Origin of the sequence: Lacinutrix algicola (assembly GCF_001418085.1) — a bacterium.
GTDB lineage: Bacteria > Bacteroidota > Bacteroidia > Flavobacteriales > Flavobacteriaceae > Lacinutrix > Lacinutrix algicola.
Genome location: NZ_LIQH01000027.1, coordinates 164,143 through 185,858, shown reverse-complemented (window position 1 = coordinate 185,858; position 21,716 = coordinate 164,143). Strand labels below are relative to the sequence as shown.

Below are 21,716 nucleotides of genomic sequence, written 5' to 3'. Positions count from 1 at the left end.
GATGCAAAGCTTGACTCTATGTCTATTTACATAAGGGATGCTTTCGATTTAATGGAGAATAATAAATATGGAGAAGCCATAGTGATGAGTAATTCTGTTCTAGAATTTGCTATAGAAAACAATGAGGAAGGATTAATTGCTAAAACTTATAATGTTCTTGGAAATGCTTATTTCTATGCCAAAAACGATTCTTTAAGCTATCATTACTTATATAAATCTTTAGATCTTTACACTAAATTAAAAGATACTTCTGGTGTTATACTTGTTTACAATAATTTAGGTGTTAATTATAGAGATTCTGAGCAAATAGAAAAGTCTAACGAAAACTTTGAACGAGCATTAAAACTTGCTAGAAAATTAGATAATAATTCAGCTTTAATTTATCCTTTATATAATGTAGGTTATAATTTAGTAGATAAACAAAAGAAATACAAAGAGGCGTTGCCATATATTATGGAAGCTCTAGATGTTTATAATTCTACTAAAGAATTAAAAGGAGATGTAATTCTGGCACATATTTATGAAACGTTAAGTTATATCTATTTTAAATTGGAAGATGAGAAAAAATCTACAATGTATTATAATAGAAGTATTGCTTATTGTGAGAAACATAATTTTCAAGTAGCTATTGCGGAACTTTACAGAGGTAGTGCAAATTTAAATGCCGAAAAAGGAGATTTTGAAAAAGCATATGAATTGCAGAGTAAATTCATTATAGCAAACGACTCTATCGTTTCAATAAAAGAATTTGGAAAAGTTAAAGAAATTGAGGCTGCTTATAAAATTAAAGAAAATGAAGAGAAACTTAATTTTGTAAAAAAAGAACAAGCCATACAAAAAGAGATTATTAAAAAATCTAAGATTTATAATATTCTTTTAGTTCTTTTTAGTTTAGTATTGCTTTTTAGTGGTTATTGGATTTATAAAAAAAATAAACAATTAAAGTTAGCCAAGGATAAGGCTGAAAATCTATCTAAGGTGAAAAGTGATTTTTATTCAGAAATTAGCCATGAACTTCGTACTCCTTTGTATGCTGTTATTGAGCTTTCTGGATTGTTATTAAAAGAAAATGTAAGCGTAAAGCACAAAGAATATATAGAGTCTCTTCGGTTTTCTGGAAACCATTTAATGTCTTTAATAAATAACGTATTAGAGCTTAATAAGGTGGAATCTGGTAAAATGAAAATACAGCAAATAGATTTTGAATTAAAAAATCTTGTATCTAATATTATTGAGAGTTTAGAATATGCATTAAGAGATAGTAATAACACTATAAGCTTTAAATACGACGAAAATATTCCTCAATCATTAACCGGAGATTCTTTAAAAGTGTCTCAAATACTCATAAATTTAATCTCAAATGCTATTAAATTCACCAATAATGGACATATAGAAATTGAAATAGATAGGTTAAAAGATGTTGAGGAGGATGAGGTTAGATTAGCATTTAAGATTGTAGATAATGGGTCTGGTATTTCTGAAGAAATGCAAAGTCAAGTATTTGAAGATTTTTATCAAGAACATTCTAAAAATGGAAGATCGTATAAAGGAACAGGTTTAGGTTTATCCATTGTTAAGCGTCTATTAGTAGTAATGGGAAGTGATATAAGTGTAACAAGTAAAAAAAATGAAGGTTCTACTTTCTTTTTCGAACTTAATTTTAGAGTTACTGAAATTGATAGTTTACCTATTATTATATATAAAAGTCAGTTAGAATATATTAAAAACAAGAGTTTTTTAATTGTAGACGATAATAAAATAAATCAATTAGTAACTCGTAAAGTACTCGACCATTTAGATATCAAATCAAAAGCAGTGGATTCAGGTGCTAAAGCAATAGCGTTAGTTAAAGAGGAAGAGTTTGATTGTATTTTAATGGATATACATATGCCTGAGTTAGATGGTTATGAAACAACAGAACTAATTAGAGAGTTTAATAAAGATGTGGCAATTGTTGCTTTAACCGCTGCAACAAAAAATGAAGTAGAAGTAAAAGCTAGTATGCACGGTATGGACGACTATATATTGAAGCCTTTTATAACTAAAGATTTTGTAGAAACCATTACAAAAGCAATGCATAGAAGGCAGTAAATTTACTTTTTAACCCTTACACTATTTGGAACTAGTTTAGTATAATCTCCATTATTTCTTATTACTTCTCTAACAATAGAAGATGAAATGTAGCTTGTACTTGCAGCGGTTAATAGAAATACTGTTTCTATAGGAGCTAAATCTCTATTGGTATGCGCAATGGCTTTTTCAAACTCAAAATCTGCAGGATTTCTAAGTCCTCGAAGAATAAAATCTATTCCTAATTCTTGACAAAAATGTACAGTTAAGCCTTTGTAGCTTACAACCTTAATTTTTGGTTCATCTTTAAAGGCTTCTTTTATAAAATCCATTCTTTCTTCTAAGGAGAACATGTATTTTTTTGCAGAATTTACACCTATAGCAACTATAACTTCATCAAACAAAGTAACGCCTCGTTTAATAATATCGTAATGTCCAGAAGTTATAGGGTCGAAAGATCCTGGGAATAGTGCTTTTCTCATACTATAAAATTACAATTTTTATTTTAAAGCCTCGTTAATTGCGCTCTCAAATAGTTCAGACATTGTAATTCCTGCCTTAGCTGCTTGTTGTGGTAAAATGCTTTCGTTGGTTAAACCAGGTATAGTATTCATTTCTAGTAAATGTGGTTCTCCGTCTTTAAAAATAAATTCACTTCTCGAGAAGCCTTTCATTTTTAAAACATTATATACTTTTTTAGCAAGGATATTTACTTTGTCTTCTTGTGTTTTAGATAATCTTGCAGGCGTAATTTCTTGAGATTTACCAAGGTATTTTGCTTCGTAGTCAAAAAAATCATTCTCACTTACAATTTCTGTTATTGGTAATACTTTAGTTTCACCTTTATAGGTAATTACACCAACCGAAACTTCAATGCCATCAAGAAAAGATTCTATTATAATTTCATCATCTTCTTTAAAAGAGTTGTCTATTGCTGCTTGTAGTGCCTCTTTTTTATGGACTTTAGAAATCCCAAAACTACTACCAGCTTTATTCGCTTTTACAAAACAAGGCAATCCTACTTTTGTAATAATCTCATCTTCATTTACAGTATCACCTAAATTTAGATAGTAACTTTCGGCAGTTAAAATACCGTAAGGTTTTAGTACGCTTAAGCAATCTCGCTTATTAAATGTTAAAGCTGCTTGGTAAGCATTACAACTTGTTTGCGGCATTTTAATAAGTTCGAAGTAAGATTGCATAAAGCCATCTTCTCCGGGAGAGCCATGAATAGCATTAAAAACACAGTCGAAAGTAATTTTAATATCATTAACCAAAACGGAAAAATCGTTTTTGTCAACTGGAAATTCAGTATCAAAAGTGTCTACATATACCCATTTGTTTTCAAATATGTGTATGCGGTATGCGTTATACTTATTTTTGTCTAAATTATTATAGACAACGTTACCGCTTTTTATAGAAATTTGGTATTCGCTAGAATAACCACCCATTATTATGGCAATATTTTTTTTCATCTTTAATTTCCGCGAAAGCGGTAGTCTTAAAACCGTTAAATTTCGTATAAATTATAAGAAGCAAACCATAAGCTTCAAATTTATTTACAGAGCTAAAATATCATTTATTTTATAGCAAACGAAAACCTTTTTGTTTTTATATATTTGCATACCTTTTTAGTTGTGAAAATAACGATAAAGCTTTTAACCTCTTTTAATTAAAATTAACCAATGAGTATTATTAAATTTCTAACAAGTAAAACGTTTTTTAAGCAGCTTGCCTTAGCTTTAATTGCACTATTAGTTTTATGCTTTATTATTATTAAGTGGTTAAATATTACCACTAATCACGGTAACTTTGAAGTTGTTCCAAATTTAACAGGAAAGTCTATAGATGTTGCTAAAATAGAATTAGATGAAAACAATCTAGTTATGGAAATTCAGGATTCTGCTAATTTTAATCCAGATTATCCTAAATATTCTGTTATAGAACAAGAACCTCCGGCAGGAGAAAATGTAAAAGAAAATAGAAAAATATACCTAACACTTAATCCTTCAGGATATAGAAAAATACCAGTACCAAATATTGTTAACCGTACGTTTCGTCAAGCTAGGCCTACTTTAGAGGCTTTAAATTTTGAAATAGGTAAGAAAACATATGTAGACAATATAGGTAAAGACGAAGTGTTAAACTTACGTTTTGAAGGCAAGGTTTTAAAACCTGGGACTTTACTACCAAAACACTCTAAAATAGATGTTGTTTTAGGAAATGGTAACCGTCCTAACTAAATTTTAAATGGATAAATATACACCACAATTACCAGAGCAAAACGAAGCTGGAGAAACAGTTTACGAGCACCACGCATTTATAGCAGATAAAGGGCAGTCACCTTTACGTATAGATAAATGGCTTATGAATAAAGTCGAAAATGCAACTAGAAGTAAAATTCAAGCAGCAGCTAAAGACGGACATATTTACGTAAACGACATCGCAGTAAAATCTAACTATAAGGTTAAGCCAGAAGATAAAATAAGAGTACTACTATCGCATCCTCCTTTCGAAAACTTATTGGTTGGAGAAGATATGCCTTTAGACATCGTTTACGAAGACGAAACACTTTTGGTAGTTAATAAACCTGCAGGAATTGTAGTGCATCCAGGACATGGAAACTATTCTGGAACTTTAATTAACGGATTAATTTATCACTTTGAAAACTTGCCTAAAAATTCTAGTGATAGACCTGGATTAGTACATAGAATAGATAAAGACACTAGTGGACTATTAGTTGTTGCTAAAACCGAAAAAGCAATGGCACATTTATCTAAGCAATTTAAAGACAAAACTAGCGAACGCGAGTATGTTGCTATTGTTTGGGGAAATATGCAAGAAGACGAAGGTACTATAGAAGGTAACATTGGGCGTCATCCTAAAAACCGATTACAAAACACAGTGTTTTTTGATGATGATGCAGATAAAGGTAGACACGCAGTAACACATTATAAAGTTTTAGAGCGTTTAACTTATGTAACTTTAGTGGCTTGTAAGCTAGAAACTGGTAGAACACACCAAATTCGTGTGCACATGAAACACATTGGGCACACTTTATTTAACGATGAGCGTTATGGTGGTGAGCGTATTTTAAAAGGAACAACATTTACCAAATACAAGCAATTTGTAGATAACTGTTTTAAAATATTACCACGTCAAGCACTACATGCTAAAACATTAGGTTTTGTACATCCAGTAACAAATGAGTTTATGAGTTTTGAAGCTCCAATACCTCAAGACATGCATGAATGTATAGAGAAGTGGAGAGGTTATAGTACGCATTTAGAGGCTTAAATTGATGTAGTTAGTAGGTTTATATTATGAGGAAGGTTGTAGCAATATTTTTTATAGTTTTGGGTTTAAATTCTGTTTTAGCTCAATTAGATAAGAATATTTACGAGTTAGATTCCATGCAAAATCTTTTAACTAGAGATGTTAAAGATGTAATCGATAATAATTTAACTGATAAAAAAGTTGTGTTTTTAGGAGAAGCACAACATAGCTTTGGATCAGATTTTTTAGCTAAAACAGAATTTGTAAAGTATTTAGTGTTAGAAAAAGGATATAAAAATATTGCTTTCGAGAGTGATTTTTTTGCACTTTATTTCAATCACAATAAAAGTGATTTATTCTATTTTTGGTCAGGTTCAATACAGTGCAAAGCACTTTTTGAATTTTTAAAAGAGCATAACGTTACTATTTGGGGCTTCGATAATCAACTGTATTCTATTTATACTCAAAATAATTTCGCAATTAAATTAGAAGAGTTTTTAAAGACTAATGTTATTGATTTTGATGAAAACTTTATAAAAACAACAGAAATCTATATCAAAAACAGAAAAAAGGCTAATAAAGTAGTTGGTAAAGATAATTTAGCCTATTTGCTCCGTGAAGTAGAAAGGCTATTAAAAGACAATAAAGTTATTGAAGATAAGCTTTGGTTTCAATTCTTAGAAAGTTACAAAAGTGATATTTTAATAAATTCAACACACAAAAGTAATAACAAGGGAATACCAATTAGAGATCGCCAAATGGCTAGAAATCTAGACTTTCTTATTAAAACAAATCCTGAGAAAAAGTTTATTGTTTGGTTAGCAAATGCACATATGGCAAAGCATGAATATAAGTTTATGAAAGGTCAAACCATGGGCAGTCAATTTGTAAATTTAAATCCTGATATTTCTTATCATATTGCTGTTTCATCTGTTTTTGCGCAATGGAGAAAACCTAAATGGTTAGAGAAAATGAGTAAGGACGAGAATAATTTACTTCATTTTTTACCTTCAATTGATAAAAATTATTTTATAGATTCTAAGCAGCTTATTAGCGATAATCCTGAATACAAAGACAAAGAGTATGTGGGAATGTTTAATTTAAATAAGCATAAAACCAATTGGTTTAAACACTTTGATGCTTTAGTCTTTATTTCTAAAGGAGAGGCAGTAGCATATCCTGAGCGAAAATTAGAATAGCCTATTTTAGAATAGAATAAATCTTTGTTAATGGTATTTTAAAAGCACTCATATTATTGTAAATTCGTAGTAGAAAAAAGAATTTATGAAACTAGTATTGTCACCAGCAAAATCTTTAGATTTTGAAAGTAAATTACCAACAGAAAAAACAACCGAAGCTCAATTTTTAAATCAGTCAGAGCGTATTAGCAAAGTGCTTAAAAAGAAGTCCGCTAAGGCAATTTCAGAATTAATGCATGTTAGTGATGCTTTAGGGCAACTTAACTACGAGCGTAATCAAGATTGGCAATTACCATTTACTAAAGACAATGCAAGGCAAGCAGTTTATGCTTTTAGTGGTGATGTTTATAGAGGTTTAGATGCTTATACAATACCGGCAGATAAAATAGAAGTACTACAAGATAAAGTAAGGATCCTTTCCGGTTTATATGGTGTTTTAAAACCATTAGATTTAATGCAAGCGTATAGATTGGAAATGGGTACAAAATTACCAATTGCAACAAAAAAGAACCTTTACGAATTCTGGAAAAAAGATGTGGTAACCGCTTTAAATAAAGAATTAGAAGACGATGAGGTTTTTGTAAATTTAGCAAGTAAAGAATATTTTAAAGCTATAGATGTAAAGGCGTTAAAAGTGCCAGTTATAACTGTAGATTTTAAAGAATTTAAAGATGGTAAATATAAAATTGTTGCCTTCTATGCTAAACTAGCAAGAGGATTAATGGCTAGATATATTGTAGACACTAATGCACAAACAATAGACGATTTAAAAGGATTTACAACCGAAGGTTATGGTTTAAGCGATGAGCTTTCAACCGAAAATCATCTTATTTTTACTAGATAATTAAGGCTTAATTTTTTTAGTAATTTCAATTTTGGTTTCTGGTCTAACACGTTTTTTAATTTTAGGTCTTCTCACACCGTGAGTTCCTCTATTAATTTTTCCGCGTTTTGTCTTTTTATCTCCTCTTCCCATTTAATTTTGTTATTGGTTTCCTTGAAGATACTAATATTTTGAGGCTTTCTTTACTATATTTAGAGCTTTAAACTAATTTTAACTAATGTATTATTACCTAATTGTTGCACTACAAGTATTTTGTATTTATCATGTAATTAAGAATAGAAACCAATATTATTGGATATTTCTTATCTTATTTGTGCCAGCAATTGGTTCAATTATATACCTAATTACTCAGGTTTATAATAAGCGTGATGCTGCAATTATAAAAGAAAACTTAACATCGGTTTTAATACCAACAAAACGCGTTAAGGACCTAGAGAAGAAACTTCAGTTTTCCGAAACCTTTCAAAACAGATTAGAGCTGGCAGATGCTTTGTTCGAAATGAAAGATTTTAAAAATGCAATCACGCATTACGAAGTCGCTTTAAAAGACGAAACTCAGAATAAGTATTTCATATTAGAAAAATTAATAGCTGCTTACTATAGTTTAAAAGATTATAACAAAACAATCGCTTACGCGGAAGAACTAAAGAAGCACCCGGAATTTAGTAAATCGAAATCAGAATTTATCTACGGACTAGCATTAGATAAAACAGGACAGTCTGAAGCTGCCGAAAAATATTTAAAAGCGATAGATCAACGCTATTCAAACTATAGCGAACGTTTAGTATTGGCTAAATTTTATATTGAAAGTGATAAAATTGAAGCAGCAAAAGAGATTCTTAGCGAAATAACAATAGAATCTCAACACATGACAAAGCCTAACAAAAGCAAATACAGAGCAACAATCAACGAAGTTGAGAAGCTGTTAAAAACACTATAATATTTCTAGTAAGTGTGTTAAATGATTTGTAGTCCTTCCTGCGAAGTCAGGAATCCACTAAAAAAAAGCAAATGCTTAGCAAGAGAATAATTTAAAAAGATTTCTGCCTTCGCAGGAAATATATGTTTCAACACAAACATCCATATAAACCATTCATAAAAAACGACACAAAAAAGCTTATTGTTGGTACGTTGCCACCGCCAAGATTTACTACAGGAAATCTTTTAGAGAAAGATGTAAATTTCTGTTATGGTAGTTATTATAATAGTTTGTGGTTGTTTATAGAGAAGATTCATAATCTTAATTTGCGTTACGATCAATCTAGCGAAGCAATTAAACAAAGACAAGATTTTTTAATTAAACACAAAATTGGTGTTTGCGATATTGTAGAAAGTTGTGAACGTGAGAAAATTGATGCATCAGATATTGGAATGCAAAACATTATACTTCGCGATGTAATTGGTTATATAAAACAATATCCAAGTATAGAAACAATTATATTTATTGGCGGAAAATCTAAAAATGGTCCAGAGTATTTCTTTAGAAAACATATAAAAGACTACAATATAAAGCTAGAATTGGTTTCAAACGAAACACCAAGAGTTCATCAGTTTGAGTTAGTATGTCATTCAGAATGCAGTATAGAATCTCTACAAAGCAAGAATAGAATTATTAAAACAGTCTCGTTAACTTCGTCTTCTGGAGCAGCAAATATTTCTATAGGCAGTAATCCATTATATAAACAACTTAAAGCTACTAATCCTAAATTTAATACGTTCGATTTTAGAGTGCTTCAGTATAGCGAATACCTTTAAATTAAGATTTTTTCAGGTGTTTATTAATTTTCTTAATAGCAGATTCAATAGATTTTTCGGGTTCAATAATATTGTATTCTCCCCAAAACTCAGGATCGGAGAAACCTGAGGCTTCATCGGCTAAAATAGTATGGTGTTTTAATCTGTTTTTTGGTCTGTTAACAAACTCCGTAGTGTTGTTATTCCAATCTGTAATTGCCATCTCACTATGTAAGGTATAACGGCTATTAAACAATCTATTATCCCATTTAACTTTAAAGGTTAAAAAGATGTTGCTGTAGCCAAAATACCATTTACCATCTTTAACTCTGTAGTTTACACGAAAGGAAGCTTCGCTAGGATATACGGTAGCTTTACTAGGTTTCTTTTTTACAAATAGTGCGCTTGCTTGCTCTCTATTACTTACATTAAGATTATATACAGCACTTGTTAAAGCGTAATCTTCGGCATCAATATAGAGCTTACCATAATACATTGGTCTTGTAATATTCTCCTTTTGCACAAAACTCACAACAAAAACTAATTTGTTATTTATTTGCGTAGACTTACTAAAACTAAAATTATAATCTTTAAAATCTTCGTTATTAAAAATGTACTCAGGGTATTTAATAATGTCTGTATGTAATGCACTAAAAGGGCCGCCTTGTAATTTTAAGGCTAAAGTATCTAATCTAGTGTAGTCAGTATTTTTTCGTGCTTTAATTAGCTTAATAGCATCTTTTTTATTTGTAGTGTAAGGTTGTTTGTGTATTTCTAAAACAGCTTCAGAAAGTGATGCGTTCTTGTTTCTTTTCTTAATCGTTTCTCTATAGAAACTAGTCATAACAGTTTCTGCATTTAAATAATTTTCAGCTTTTAAGCTTAACGTCTTTTTTACTAATGTTTCTGCATCTTTAGGAGCATTAACATCTATTTGCGCTAATACAGTTGCTGCTACAATTAGTTCTATTTTAGAGTTTTTTTTCTTTAATTCAGAAAGTGGTATTTGTAATTTTTTATACCCTAAATAAGAGACTAAAACAGCTTTGTCTTTATGTGCAATTGGGACTTTAAGTAAAAACTCTCCTTCGTTATTAGTTACGGTACTAATATTGGTGCCAATAATAATTAAATCTGCCAACCCTAATGCTTTATTAGAATCTGTATCAATAACTTTTCCTTTGTATTCTAAACTGTTTTGCGAGAAGCAAAGACAGGATATTAGTAAAAAGACAACAGTAGTAATTCTTTGATTTAACGGACTAATATTTAAGTTTTTCATAATTTTTAGTGTATAAAAATACCATTTAAAGTTAGTTGTTTTTAACATATTTCCACTCGCTTTTTATGTTAATTTTAAGAGTCTACTTAGTATAAAGAATCTTATATTTACACATACTTATCAATTATATATGCCATCAGACTGTATTTCGTTTAAAGACACTGGATATTTTTCTCAACTTATTTGTGATTATTTAGCTGAAGCTGAAACGCTAAAGCCATTCTATAATCGTTTTCCTAAGCTAGAAAATTTTAAAGCTCAAATAGAAGAAAAAAGTACTTCTTTTAAGCAAGAAACAAGAACTATTTTAGTTGATGTTTTAAAAAAACAATATAAAAACACTGAAGCTTCTCAAGCCACTTTAGATAATATTACAGCGCTTAAAGACAGTAAAACATTTACAGTAACTACAGGTCACCAGTTAAATTTATTTACTGGACCATTATATTTTTTACATAAAATTGTATCCACTATAAATTTAGCAAAGCAATTAAAAGCTGAATATCCCGAAAATAATTTTGTCCCTATCTATTGGATGGCTTCCGAAGATCATGATTTCGATGAAATAAACTATTTCAATTTTAAAGGAAAAAAAATACAATGGAATAGAGACGCATCTGGAGCAGTTGGAGAGCTTAATACCCAAGGATTAGAAGAAGTTTTCAATACTTTTTCTAAAGAATTAGGTGTTGGAAGAAATGCCGATACACTTCGAAAACTTTTTAAAAACGCTTATTTAAAACACGATAATCTAGCAAAAGCAACTAAATATATAGCAAACAATTTATTTGCAGACTATGGTTTAGTAATTGTTGAAGCTAATAATAAAGAATTAAAGCAATTATTTATTCCGCATGTAGAAAAGGAATTAATAGAGCAAATTTCAGAACAAAAAGTTCTAGAAACAAATGCTAAAATAGAAGCTTTAGATTTTGGAATACAAGTAAATCCAAGAGCAATAAATCTTTTTTATATAACCAAAAATATAAGAGAACGTATAGTTTTAGAAAACGGTATATATAAAGTTTTAAACACAAATATAAGTTGGAGTAAGAGTGAGATACTAAAAGAAGTCCATGACTTCCCAGAACATTTTTCGCCAAATGTAATTTTAAGACCATTATATCAAGAAGTAATCTTACCAAACCTATGTTATATTGGAGGAGGAGGAGAATTAGCCTATTGGTTTCAATTAAAATCTAATTTCGAGGCTCATAACGTGGTGTTTCCTATGTTGCTGCTGCGTAATTCGGTGTTAATAAAAACCAAGCAGCAAGCCGATAAATTAGTAAAGTTAAACATCTCGAACAAAGACATTTTCTTAAAAAGAGAGTCTTTCATAAATAAAAAAGTAAGAACGATTTCTAATATCGATATCGATTTTTCAGAACAAATAAATCATTTAAAAAATCAGTTTAAAGATTTATACGAATTGGCTAAGCAAACCGACGATTCTTTTGTTGGAGCAGTTTCTGCACAAGAGAAAAAACAAGTTAATGGTTTAGTAAATCTTGAAAAAAGATTGTTAACAGCTCAAAAAAGAAAACTAAAAGATCAGGTCGAGCGCATGACAGATCTTCAAAATCAACTATTTCCTAATAACAGTTTACAAGAGCGAAATACCAATTTTAGTGAGCTTTACCTTGAGTTTGGGACAGAATTAATTCCAGAATTAGTAAAAAACTTAGAGCCATTAAAAGGAGAGTTTACAGTGTTAACAATTTAATTCAAAATTCACAATTCTGCATTCGTAATTTAGAAATCTATTACTATTTTTGCGTATGCAACACGACAAAGTACTTATTTTAGATTTCGGATCGCAATACACACAACTTATTGCGCGTAGAGTTAGAGAATTAAATATCTATTCAGAGATATTTCCATTCAATAAAATTCCAAACAATTTAGACGACTATAAGGCGGTTATTCTTTCGGGAAGCCCAATGTCTGTTAGGTCTGATGATGCTTTTCATCCAGAGCTAAAAGGTATTCGTGGTGTAAAACCAATGCTTGCAGTTTGTTATGGTGCTCAGTATTTAGCACACTTTTCTGGTGGAGAAGTTGCCGAATCTAATACTAGAGAATACGGCCGTGCAAACTTAAGTTTTGTAGAAGAAGATGCGTTTTTAAAAAACATATCTGCAGGAAGTCAAGTGTGGATGAGCCATAGTGATACAATTAAAAGTTTGCCAACCAACGGTAAATTATTAGCAAGTACGCACGATGTTAAAAATGCAGCGTACAAAATAGAAGGCGAAATTACATACGCTATTCAGTTTCATCCAGAAGTTTACCACTCAACAGATGGAAAACAATTACTAGAAAACTTTTTAGTAGACATTGCAAATGTAAATCCAGATTGGACACCAAATGCATTTGTAGGTGAAACGGTAGAAGCATTACAAGAAAAAATAGGAACCGATAAAGTGGTACTAGGTTTATCTGGAGGAGTAGATTCTTCGGTAGCAGCCATGTTATTGCATAAAGCCATTGGCGAAAATCTATATTGTATCTTCGTAAACAACGGTTTATTACGTAAAAACGAATTTACAGACGTATTAGAGCAATACAAAGGTATGGGCTTAAACGTTAAAGGTGTAGATGCTTCGGCACGCTTTTTGGATGCACTAGCAGGAAAGAGCGATCCAGAAGAAAAACGTAAAGCAATAGGAAATGCTTTTATTGAGGTTTTCGATCAAGAAGCAAATTTAATTGAAGACGTAACCTATCTTGCACAAGGCACAATCTATCCAGATATTATAGAAAGTGTAAGTGCAACAGGAGGACCAAGCGCAACAATTAAAAGTCATCATAATGTAGGAGGATTACCAGATTTTATGAAACTTAAAATTGTAGAGCCACTTAAAGCCTTATTTAAAGATGAGGTACGTAGAGTAGGGGCTTCAATGGATATGGATCCAACGCTTTTAGGGCGTCATCCTTTTCCTGGACCAGGTTTGGCAATTAGAATTTTAGGAGATGTTACTCCAGAAAAAGTGCGTATTTTACAAGAAGTTGATGCTGTTTTTATTAACGGATTAAGAGACGCTGGTTTATACGATAAAGTATGGCAAGCAGGCGCAATTTTATTGCCAGTAAACAGTGTTGGTGTAATGGGAGATGAGCGTACATACGAAAAATGTGTAGCACTTAGAGCCGTAGAAAGTACCGATGGTATGACGGCAGACTGGGTAAATTTACCATACGAGTTTTTACAAAAAACAAGTAACGATATAATAAATAAGGTAAAAGGCGTTAATAGAGTAGTTTACGACATTAGTAGTAAGCCGCCAGCAACTATTGAGTGGGAATAAAACACCTTGTAAAAAGGAGCCACTTTAAATAGTAAGAAATAAAGTATATTAAAATGCTGTAGTTAATAATTACAGCATTTTTTAAGACATAAAATTAGTATTAAGAAGTTGGGCGTTACCACAAGGGTCGCGTTTTCCATTGTATCTTTTTTTTTAGCTGAACTTATTTTAGTGTCTTTTAAACTAATATTTTTTTCATTTTAAGAAAGAATATTAATTTAAGAGAAAAAAAAGGATGCCATTACAACCGCTAACGCAGCTTTGAACGTATAATAAACATATGAAGAAAATAATTTACATACTTAGTCTATTAGTAATATTTAGTTGTGCTACAGCAAATGCACAAAAATATAATACGCATAGAGTTAAATCGGGAGAAACAGTAGAATCAATAGCAAAAGAATATAAGGTGTCTACATCAGATATTTATAAACTTAATCCAGATTCGAGAGAGAAACTAAGTCTAAATTCAATTTTAATCATTCCTAAAACTGGCACAGTTTCAACATCTACTGCAACAACTACAACAATACCAGAAAAGGAGAAAGTAGTTGAGAAGACTTTCGATAAATATACTAAGCACAAAACAAGACGAAAAGAAACCTTATTTAGTATCTCTCAAAAGTATGATATAGAAATTGAGGATCTAAAAAAGCATAACAATTTTTTGTATGCTAATAACCTTAAAAAAGGAGATAGATTACAGATTCCAGTATATAAAAAGGTTATTAATTATGTAGATGTTAGTTCAAATTTAAATACAAAATACACAGTACAACCAAAGGATGGTAAATGGCGAATAGCTTACAAATATGGTATTACTGTAGAAGAGTTAGAGGCATTAAACCCTAATATGTCTGGGATGTTAAAGTCTGGACAAATTATAAATGTACCTAACTTAGAAACTGAAGCGGTTAAAGTTGTAGACGAAAAATATAGCTATTATAAGGTTTTACCAAAAGAAGGGTTTTACAGATTAAAAGTGAAATTAGGTCTAGAGCAGGCAGAATTAGAAGGCTTAAATCCAGAATTAGCGACTACAGGTCTAAAAGAAGGAATGATATTAAAAGTCCCATTCGATAAGTCTGTAGATAAAATAGAAAGTAGTTTTGCAAAAGGCGGTGTTATAGATAATACCGATGAAATAATAAAACTATCTAACAACGTATCAGATTTAAATGTAAAAAACATAGCAGTTATGTTACCATTTACACTTAATAAAATAAATGCAGATTCTATTTACGATACAAAACGTAAAATTAAAAACGATAGAACTTTAGGAATCACTTTAGATTTTTACACCGGTGTTTTAGTAGCATTCGATTCTCTTAAAAAATTAGGTGTTAACCTTAAAATAGATGTTTACGATACACAAAACAGATTAAGCGAAGTTAATGCTATTATAAGTCGTAACGATTTTTCTGAAACTCATGCAGTTATTGGCCCGTTATTGGCTAATAATTTTAATGCAGCAGCAAACGGTTTAGAACGCCATAGTGTACCAGTAGTTTCTCCTATTATGAGTAATGTAAATGTTGGACGTAACGTGTTTCAATCAAGGCCAGATACTAACGATCTAAAAACAAAAATTGTAGATTATTTTAAAAGAGATTCGTTAGCTAAAATTGTAGTGATTTCAGATAGAAAAAGCCAAGCGACAAGCAACATGCTAAAAGGAAAATTTGCTAATGCAAAATTAGTAAGTTCTCGTTTAGATAAGAAAACTAAAAAAGATGCTTATTTTATTATAGAGCAAGATTTAATAAATGTTATTAAACCAGGAAATAACGTTGTGTTCTTAGAAACAAATAATGCAGGTTTTGTATCTAATGTAGCAAGTATTCTTAATGGCTTACAAGTTAAAGGAACTACAATTACTTTAACAACAACAAATCAAAATAAAGCTTTCGAAGACGAAGAAGTTTCAAACTACCATTTGTCTAATCTTCATTTTACATATCCTTCAATTTCAAAAATATTAAATTCGGAATCTAGTAATTCGTTTGTGAAAAAATACGAGAAAGAATATAATATTTCACCAAATAAATATGCTATTCGTGGTTTCGATTTAACAATGGATGTAGCGTTACGTTTAGTAACGTCTCCAGATTTATATCAATCTGTAGAAGATACTCCAATGACGTCTTACATCGAAAATAAATTCGCCTATAAAAAGAAGTTGTTTGGAGGTCATTATAACGAAAGTGTTTATATCGTAAATTATAACGATTTGGTTATTGAAGAAGTAAAGCAATAAGCTAAGCTGTTCTTTCGTTTTAGTAGATTATAATTATATTTATGACAAAGCTTTTTATAATCGTTACTTTTTTATTGTGCGTTAAAAGTAATGCACAAGAATTTATATGGGATGAAAACCGTCAACTTAAATGGGAAGACTTTAAAGGAGAACCAGACGGAAATTCTAATGCAGCAGCAGTAACAGCATCTGGGATTACCTTTAGCTACTCTATAGAGAAAAGTAGTGTTCATGGTGTAATAGGATTTAAAACTAAAGCTTTAACACATTTTTATCCCGAACATTCTTGGCGTAAAAAAGATGTAGTCAATAATCACATTTTAAAGCACGAGCAGTTTCACTTTAATATAACTGAGCTAAATGTTAGATGTTTTAGAGAGCAAATTTCTAAATTAAAAGCGTCTTCTAAAATTGCTAAGCAACTGGATGCTTTATTAAAGCAAGCGAATATTGATTTAGAAAAAATGCAAAGACTTTACGATGCAGAAAGTAACTACTCCATTAATAAAGCAGAACAGCAAAAATGGGTAGATTTTGTAAATAAAGAATTAAAACGATTAGAAAAATATAAATCTAAATAATGCAACTTCAACCAGATAAACAGTTTCTAATTAAATTAGCACACACTAAAATGCCTTTTGGAAAATATGAAGGCAGATACTTAATAGATTTACCAGAACACTATGTGGTTTGGTATCACAACAAAGGTTTTCCAAAAGGAAAATTGGGCGAAATGCTAGAAACTGTTTATATGTTGAAGTTAAACGGTTTGGAAGGACTTATTAAGAATATACAAAAGAACTTTGATAAGATTTAGTAGGTATTTAAACGTAAAGATTTTTAATTCCTATTGATAGAGGAATTTTGCAACGTGTTTAGCTTTTTTTATTCTTTAAAAAATACCTTCATCTTCATAATGACTTATTTTTTACTGATGATATCAATACTAAACCACTCAAATGTTCTATGCTTGATGTCTTACGAAGTTAAAACATTTCAATAAAAATTCAAGTGTAAAAACACTCATAAAACAAGTTAGTTATACACGAATAAATTCATCTAAAAATAAAACTTTAAAGACTAATAACTTTCCATAAAATATCGTAAATTTGCTCGCGTTTAACAACGCACTATGGCAACAACAACTAAATACATATTTGTAACAGGAGGAGTGACTTCTTCACTTGGAAAAGGTATCATCGCAGCATCTTTAGCGAAGCTTCTTCAAGCACAAGGTTACAGAACTACAATTCAAAAATTAGATCCTTATATAAATGTGGATCCTGGAACTCTAAATCCGTACGAGCATGGTGAATGCTACGTTACAGACGATGGAGCAGAAACAGATTTAGATCTTGGTCACTACGAACGTTTTTTAAACGTACCTACAAGCCAGGCTAATAATGTAACTACAGGTCGTATCTATCAAAGTGTTATTCAAAAAGAACGACGTGGCGAATTTTTGGGTAAAACAGTACAGGTAATTCCGCATATTACAGACGAGATAAAACGAAGAATTCAAATTCTTGGACGTTCTGGAGATTACGATATTGTAATTACAGAAATAGGAGGAACTGTTGGTGATATCGAGTCGTTACCATACATAGAGAGTGTAAGACAATTAAAATGGGAATTAGGTGAGAATAATGCATTAGCAATACACCTAACTTTAATTCCATATTTAGCTGCAGCTGGAGAATTAAAAACAAAGCCAACACAACATAGTGTAAAAACACTAATGGAAAGTGGTGTGCAAGCAGATATTTTAGTGTGTAGAACAGAACACGAATTATCGCAAGATATTCGTCATAAGCTAGCACGTTTCTGTAATGTAACACCAGATTCTGTAATACAATCTATAGATGCATCTACTATTTACGATGTACCTAATTTAATGTTAGAAGAAGGTTTAAATACCGTAGTTCTAAGAAAATTAGGTTTAGAAAGTAATACGCCAGATTTAACAGATTGGAACGCTTTTATAGAGCGTCATAAAAACCCAAAATCTGAAGTTACTATTGGTTTAATTGGTAAATACGTAGAACTTCAAGATTGTTATAAATCTATATTAGAAGCCTTTATTCATGCAGGAGCAGAGAATGAGGTGAAAGTAAATGTAGAATCTATACATTCCGAATATTTAAACGGAGACAATGCAAAGGCAATGTTGTCTCATTTAGATGGTGTTTTAGTAGCGCCAGGATTTGGAGAACGTGGTATAGAGGGTAAAATTGATGCTGTAAAGTATGTGCGAGAGCATAATATTCCGTTTTTAGGAATTTGTTTAGGTATGCAAATGGCAGTTATCGAGTTTGCTCGTAATGTTCTAGGTTTAAAGGATGCGAACTCTACAGAAATGGACGAGAATACAGCTAATCCTGTTATTAATTTAATGGAAGAGCAAAAGACCATTATAGATAAAGGTGGTACTATGCGTTTAGGTGCTTGGGATTGTAAATTAACAGACGATAGTATTGTTAGAAAAGTTTATAATGCAGAAACAATAAAGGAACGTCACAGACACCGTTATGAGTTTAATAGCGATTACAAAGCGCAAATTGAAGCAAAAGGTATGATTGCTACAGGTTTAAATCCTGATACAAGTCTTGTAGAGATAGTGGAGATACCTACGCATCCTTGGTTTGTTGGTGTACAATACCACCCAGAATATAAGAGTACAGTGTCTAACCCACATCCACTTTTTGTAGCATTTGTAGCAGCAGCTTTAAAGCATAAGAAAAGTAAATAAGATGTCAGTTTGGCATAAATAAAATAACGGATTACTTTTTGAAGAGTAATTTTATGAAAACATAAAACCTGTTTGTTTTTTAACATTCAGGTTTTTATATGAGAATACTAACTAGATTACCACTCGAAACTTCGAGATAGCAGAAATAATATGGAAGAAAAAAAATTAGACGTAAAATCGATAATAGGTTTCGTACTTATATTTGGGATTTTATTATTTATGATGTGGCAAAATCAGCCAACACCAGAAGAAATCGCTGCAGATAAAGCCAAGCAAGAGCAAATTGATGCAGATAAAAAAGCAAAAGAAGCTGTTATTACTCAAGACGATACATTAGTAACAACGGCAGACGATTTTACTAATATTAACCCAAACGATTCTTTACAACAAGTTGCGCTTAATAATAAATTAGGAGTATTTGCTTATGCTGCAAGTTTACCTTCGCAAGATGCAAAAGTAGATAATGGTGTACTTGAATTAACATTTTCTAAAAGAGGTGGTCACTTATCAGAAGTAAAGCTTAGTAAATTTGTAGATTTCGATTCTATTCCAATTTATTTAGTAAAAGATAATAACGCAAGTTTCAATATTAATTTAGGAACTTCAGATAGTCGTATTTTTAATACTAGAGATTTACCATTCCAATCTAAAGTAACTAAAAACGGAGAAAATACTTTGGTTTCTATGAAGCTTAAAGTTTCTGAAACTAAGTTTTTAGAATATTTATATGTAATCAAACCAAACGATTACATGATAGATTTTACTATTAAATCTCAAGGTTTAAATAATGTAATTAATGGTTCTCAAGAGGTAAAACTAGATTGGACTCAAACAAGTAAACGTCACGATCAAAGTATAAGTTACGAAAACCGTTACACACGTTTAACTTACCAACATGATGGTGGGAATATAGATAAGCTTTCTCAAGCTGGTGAGGATGACGAAACTGTTGAAGATGTAGATTGGTTCTCTTTTAGACAGCATTTCTTTAGTTCTATATTAGTGGCTAATGATAAACCTATAAAATCGGTAGCACTAACATCTAAAGATTTAGTAGAAGATGAAAAAATAGATACTTTATTCACTAAAAAGTACGGTGCTAAAACTGTTTTAGCTTTAAGTGGAAATGAGTTGAATGAAAACTACGGATTGTTTTACGGTCCTACAGAGAGTACAATTTTAAGTAGTTATGATAAGAATTTAGAAGAGAGTATTCCTCTTGGTTGGGGACTTTTTGGTTGGATAAACGAATTTTTATTTATACCGTTATTTGGTTTCTTAAGTTCATATTTACCATTTGGTATTGCAATTATAGTAATGACAGTGCTTATTAAATTAGCGATGTCTTTTGTACAATACAAGCAGTATTTGTCTCAAATGAAAATGAAGATTCTGAAACCAGAATTGGAAGCCATTAAAGAGAAGCACAAAGACAATAAAATGAAAGCTCAGCAGGAAACTATGGCCTTGCAGAATAAAGCAGGCGCGAGTCCCTTAGCTGGTTGTTTACCAGCACTAATTCAAATGCCTGTATTCTATGCTTTATTTATGTTTTTTCCAACAGCTTTCGCTTTAAGACAGAAAAAATTTCTTTGGGCAGACGATTTATCGTCTTACGACATTATAGCAAAATTACCAATAGATATTCCTATCTATGGAGATCATATTAGTTTGTTTCCAATTTTAGCAGCAATTGCAATTTTCTTTTATATGAAGATGACAACTGGACAACAACAAATGTCAGCACCACAACAAGAAGGTATGCCTGATATGGCTAAAATGATGAAATACATGATTTATTTTGCACCAATTATGATGATGGTGTTCTTTAATAAATATGCTTCTGGATTGAGTTTATATTACTTTATTTCTAACTTAATTAGTATTGGTATTTTATTAGTAATCAAAAATTATATTTTAGATGAAGATAAAATTCATGCTAAAATACAAGTACAGAAAGCGAAGCCTAAAAAGGAAAGTAAATTTCAGAAGAAAATGAAAGATATGATGGAGCAGGCAGAGCAACAAAAGCAAACGCAAAAGCGTAATAAAAAATAAAAAAGATTAATTTTTTATAAAGCTGCCATTCATTAATAAAGTTTGGCAGCTTTTTTGTTTAATACAATTCGGTAATAGTTTTACCGTTAATAATACATTGATTTTGTCATTCCTGCGCAGGTAGAAATTCACAATAAAATTAAAAAAAATATGAACAAACTAATAATTGTAATTCTAGTCTTAGTCTCGAGTATCTCTTTTGCTCAAGACATCAATAAAAAGGATGCCGATGGTAACCGTCATGGTAAATGGAGTAAAAACTTTGAAGGTACAAAAGTGTTGCGTTACGAAGGTGAGTTTAACCACGGACAAGAAGTTGGTACTTTTAAGTTTTATAAAAACATAAACGGACAATCTGTGCTAACAGCAACAAGAGCCTTTAATGAAAATAGTGATTTAGCTGATGTAAAGTTTTTCTCTTCAACTAAAAACTTAATTAGCGAAGGTAAAATGCGTGGTAAAACCTATGTTGGTAAATGGCTTTATTACCATAACAAATCTAAAGTTGTAATGACGGAGGAGTTGTACGATAATAAAGGTAAGCTTGAAGGTTTAAAGAAAACCTTTTATTTAAGTGGACAATTAGCACAGCAAGAAAATTTTGTATCGGGAATTGTAGAAGGAGAATCGCGTTGGTTTTCAGAATCTGGAAAAATATTAAAAATCTTTAATTATCAAAACGGAGAATTACACGGCCCTGCTAAGATATATAATTCTAAAGGTCTTATAGAAATGGAAGGTGTTTATCAAAAAGACAGACGACACGGTATTTGGAAGTTTTACAAAGATGGTAAACTTGATAAAGAAAAAGATTTTACAAGACGTAGTAAGAACCCTTACAAGAAGAAAAGTTAGTTTTCGATAGGCAATCTTAAGTAAGTACTTTTGTTGCTATCAAAATTTCCGCTGAGAATCTCTGCGAACCTTAGAGAA

General features: G+C 30.9%; 19 protein-coding genes. 15 read left to right on the top strand and 4 right to left on the bottom strand.

Annotation, left to right across the window (positions count from 1 at the left end):
- Positions 1-18 precede the first annotated feature (18 nt).
- Positions 19-2,091: a tetratricopeptide repeat-containing hybrid sensor histidine kinase/response regulator gene (locus tag ASC41_RS04535; protein WP_055435449.1), complete on the top strand. Its 2,073-nt coding sequence runs from the start codon at positions 19-21 to the stop codon at positions 2,089-2,091.
- Between the two features lie 2 nt (positions 2,092-2,093).
- On the opposite strand, the gene coaD is transcribed toward ASC41_RS04535, so the two are convergent.
- Together coaD and ASC41_RS04525 are read right to left on the bottom strand one after the other, a co-directional pair.
- Positions 2,094-2,552: a pantetheine-phosphate adenylyltransferase gene (coaD, locus tag ASC41_RS04530; RefSeq protein ID WP_055435448.1), complete on the bottom strand. Its 459-nt coding sequence runs from the start codon at positions 2,550-2,552 to the stop codon at positions 2,094-2,096.
- Between the two features lie 18 nt (positions 2,553-2,570).
- Positions 2,571-3,545, bottom strand: a complete 975-nt coding sequence (locus ASC41_RS04525; RefSeq protein ID WP_055435447.1) for a D-alanine--D-alanine ligase — start codon at positions 3,543-3,545, stop codon at positions 2,571-2,573.
- 210 nt (positions 3,546-3,755) lie between these two features.
- On the opposite strand from ASC41_RS04525, the gene ASC41_RS04520 reads away from it, so the two are divergent.
- The 4 genes from ASC41_RS04520 to yaaA all read left to right on the top strand — a co-directional run bounded on the left by ASC41_RS04520 (position 3,756) and on the right by yaaA (position 7,389).
- A complete protein-coding gene (locus ASC41_RS04520; protein WP_055435446.1) occupies positions 3,756-4,313 on the top strand; it encodes a PASTA domain-containing protein in 558 nt (185 codons plus the stop codon).
- A 7-nt stretch (positions 4,314-4,320) separates the two neighbouring features.
- Positions 4,321-5,367 carry an RluA family pseudouridine synthase gene (locus ASC41_RS04515; protein ID WP_055435445.1) on the top strand — a complete coding sequence of 349 codons (1,047 nt, stop codon included), beginning with the start codon at positions 4,321-4,323 and terminating at the stop codon, positions 5,365-5,367.
- A 26-nt stretch (positions 5,368-5,393) separates the two neighbouring features.
- A complete protein-coding gene (locus ASC41_RS04510) occupies positions 5,394-6,545 on the top strand; it encodes an erythromycin esterase family protein (protein ID WP_055435444.1) in 1,152 nt (383 codons plus the stop codon).
- Positions 6,546-6,630: 85 nt separating this feature from the next.
- Positions 6,631-7,389 (top strand): peroxide stress protein YaaA, encoded by a 759-nt coding sequence (gene yaaA / locus ASC41_RS04505; RefSeq protein WP_055435443.1) that lies wholly within the window; start codon positions 6,631-6,633, stop codon positions 7,387-7,389.
- Here yaaA and ASC41_RS16585 read toward each other — a convergent pair whose 3' ends face one another.
- Entirely contained in the window at positions 7,390-7,521 is a 132-nt protein-coding gene (locus ASC41_RS16585; protein WP_083477139.1) for a 30S ribosomal protein THX, read from the bottom strand.
- An 85-nt stretch (positions 7,522-7,606) separates the two neighbouring features.
- Between ASC41_RS16585 and ASC41_RS04500 the strand changes: the two genes are divergently transcribed.
- Together ASC41_RS04500 and ASC41_RS04495 are read left to right on the top strand one after the other, a co-directional pair.
- Positions 7,607-8,329 carry a TRAFs-binding domain-containing protein gene (locus ASC41_RS04500; protein WP_055435442.1) on the top strand — a complete coding sequence of 241 codons (723 nt, stop codon included), beginning with the start codon at positions 7,607-7,609 and terminating at the stop codon, positions 8,327-8,329.
- 122 nt (positions 8,330-8,451) lie between these two features.
- On the top strand, positions 8,452-9,144 hold the full coding sequence (locus ASC41_RS04495) for a uracil-DNA glycosylase family protein (protein WP_055435441.1): 693 nt from the start codon (positions 8,452-8,454) through the stop codon (positions 9,142-9,144).
- A gap of 1 nt (position 9,145) precedes the next feature.
- On the opposite strand, the gene ASC41_RS04490 is transcribed toward ASC41_RS04495, so the two are convergent.
- Positions 9,146-10,405: a carboxypeptidase-like regulatory domain-containing protein gene (locus ASC41_RS04490; RefSeq protein WP_055435499.1), complete on the bottom strand. Its 1,260-nt coding sequence runs from the start codon at positions 10,403-10,405 to the stop codon at positions 9,146-9,148.
- Between the two features lie 130 nt (positions 10,406-10,535).
- Between ASC41_RS04490 and bshC the strand changes: the two genes are divergently transcribed.
- The 8 genes from bshC (at position 10,536) to ASC41_RS04450 (ending at position 21,638) form a co-directional block, all read left to right on the top strand.
- Positions 10,536-12,131 carry a bacillithiol biosynthesis cysteine-adding enzyme BshC gene (gene bshC, locus ASC41_RS04485; protein WP_055435440.1) on the top strand — a complete coding sequence of 532 codons (1,596 nt, stop codon included), beginning with the start codon at positions 10,536-10,538 and terminating at the stop codon, positions 12,129-12,131.
- Between the two features lie 55 nt (positions 12,132-12,186).
- Positions 12,187-13,719: a glutamine-hydrolyzing GMP synthase gene (gene guaA / locus ASC41_RS04480; protein ID WP_055435439.1), complete on the top strand. Its 1,533-nt coding sequence runs from the start codon at positions 12,187-12,189 to the stop codon at positions 13,717-13,719.
- A 280-nt stretch (positions 13,720-13,999) separates the two neighbouring features.
- Positions 14,000-15,976 carry an amino acid ABC transporter substrate-binding protein gene (locus ASC41_RS04475; protein WP_055435438.1) on the top strand — a complete coding sequence of 659 codons (1,977 nt, stop codon included), beginning with the start codon at positions 14,000-14,002 and terminating at the stop codon, positions 15,974-15,976.
- A gap of 41 nt (positions 15,977-16,017) precedes the next feature.
- Complete coding sequence (locus ASC41_RS04470) at positions 16,018-16,557, top strand: DUF922 domain-containing protein (RefSeq protein ID WP_055435437.1); 540 nt, start codon at positions 16,018-16,020, stop codon at positions 16,555-16,557.
- Positions 16,557-16,793, top strand: a complete 237-nt coding sequence (locus ASC41_RS04465) for a DUF3820 family protein (RefSeq protein ID WP_055435436.1) — start codon at positions 16,557-16,559, stop codon at positions 16,791-16,793. The genes ASC41_RS04470 and ASC41_RS04465 overlap by 1 nt, the downstream gene beginning before the upstream one ends.
- Before the next feature lie 315 nt (positions 16,794-17,108).
- Positions 17,109-18,725 (top strand): CTP synthase, encoded by a 1,617-nt coding sequence (locus ASC41_RS04460; protein ID WP_055435435.1) that lies wholly within the window; start codon positions 17,109-17,111, stop codon positions 18,723-18,725.
- Between the two features lie 150 nt (positions 18,726-18,875).
- On the top strand, positions 18,876-20,783 hold the full coding sequence (gene yidC / locus ASC41_RS04455) for a membrane protein insertase YidC (protein ID WP_055435434.1): 1,908 nt from the start codon (positions 18,876-18,878) through the stop codon (positions 20,781-20,783).
- A gap of 150 nt (positions 20,784-20,933) precedes the next feature.
- Positions 20,934-21,638, top strand: coding sequence for a toxin-antitoxin system YwqK family antitoxin (locus ASC41_RS04450; RefSeq protein ID WP_055435433.1), 705 nt, complete (start codon positions 20,934-20,936; stop codon positions 21,636-21,638).
- The last annotated feature ends 78 nt before the right edge of the window (positions 21,639-21,716 follow it).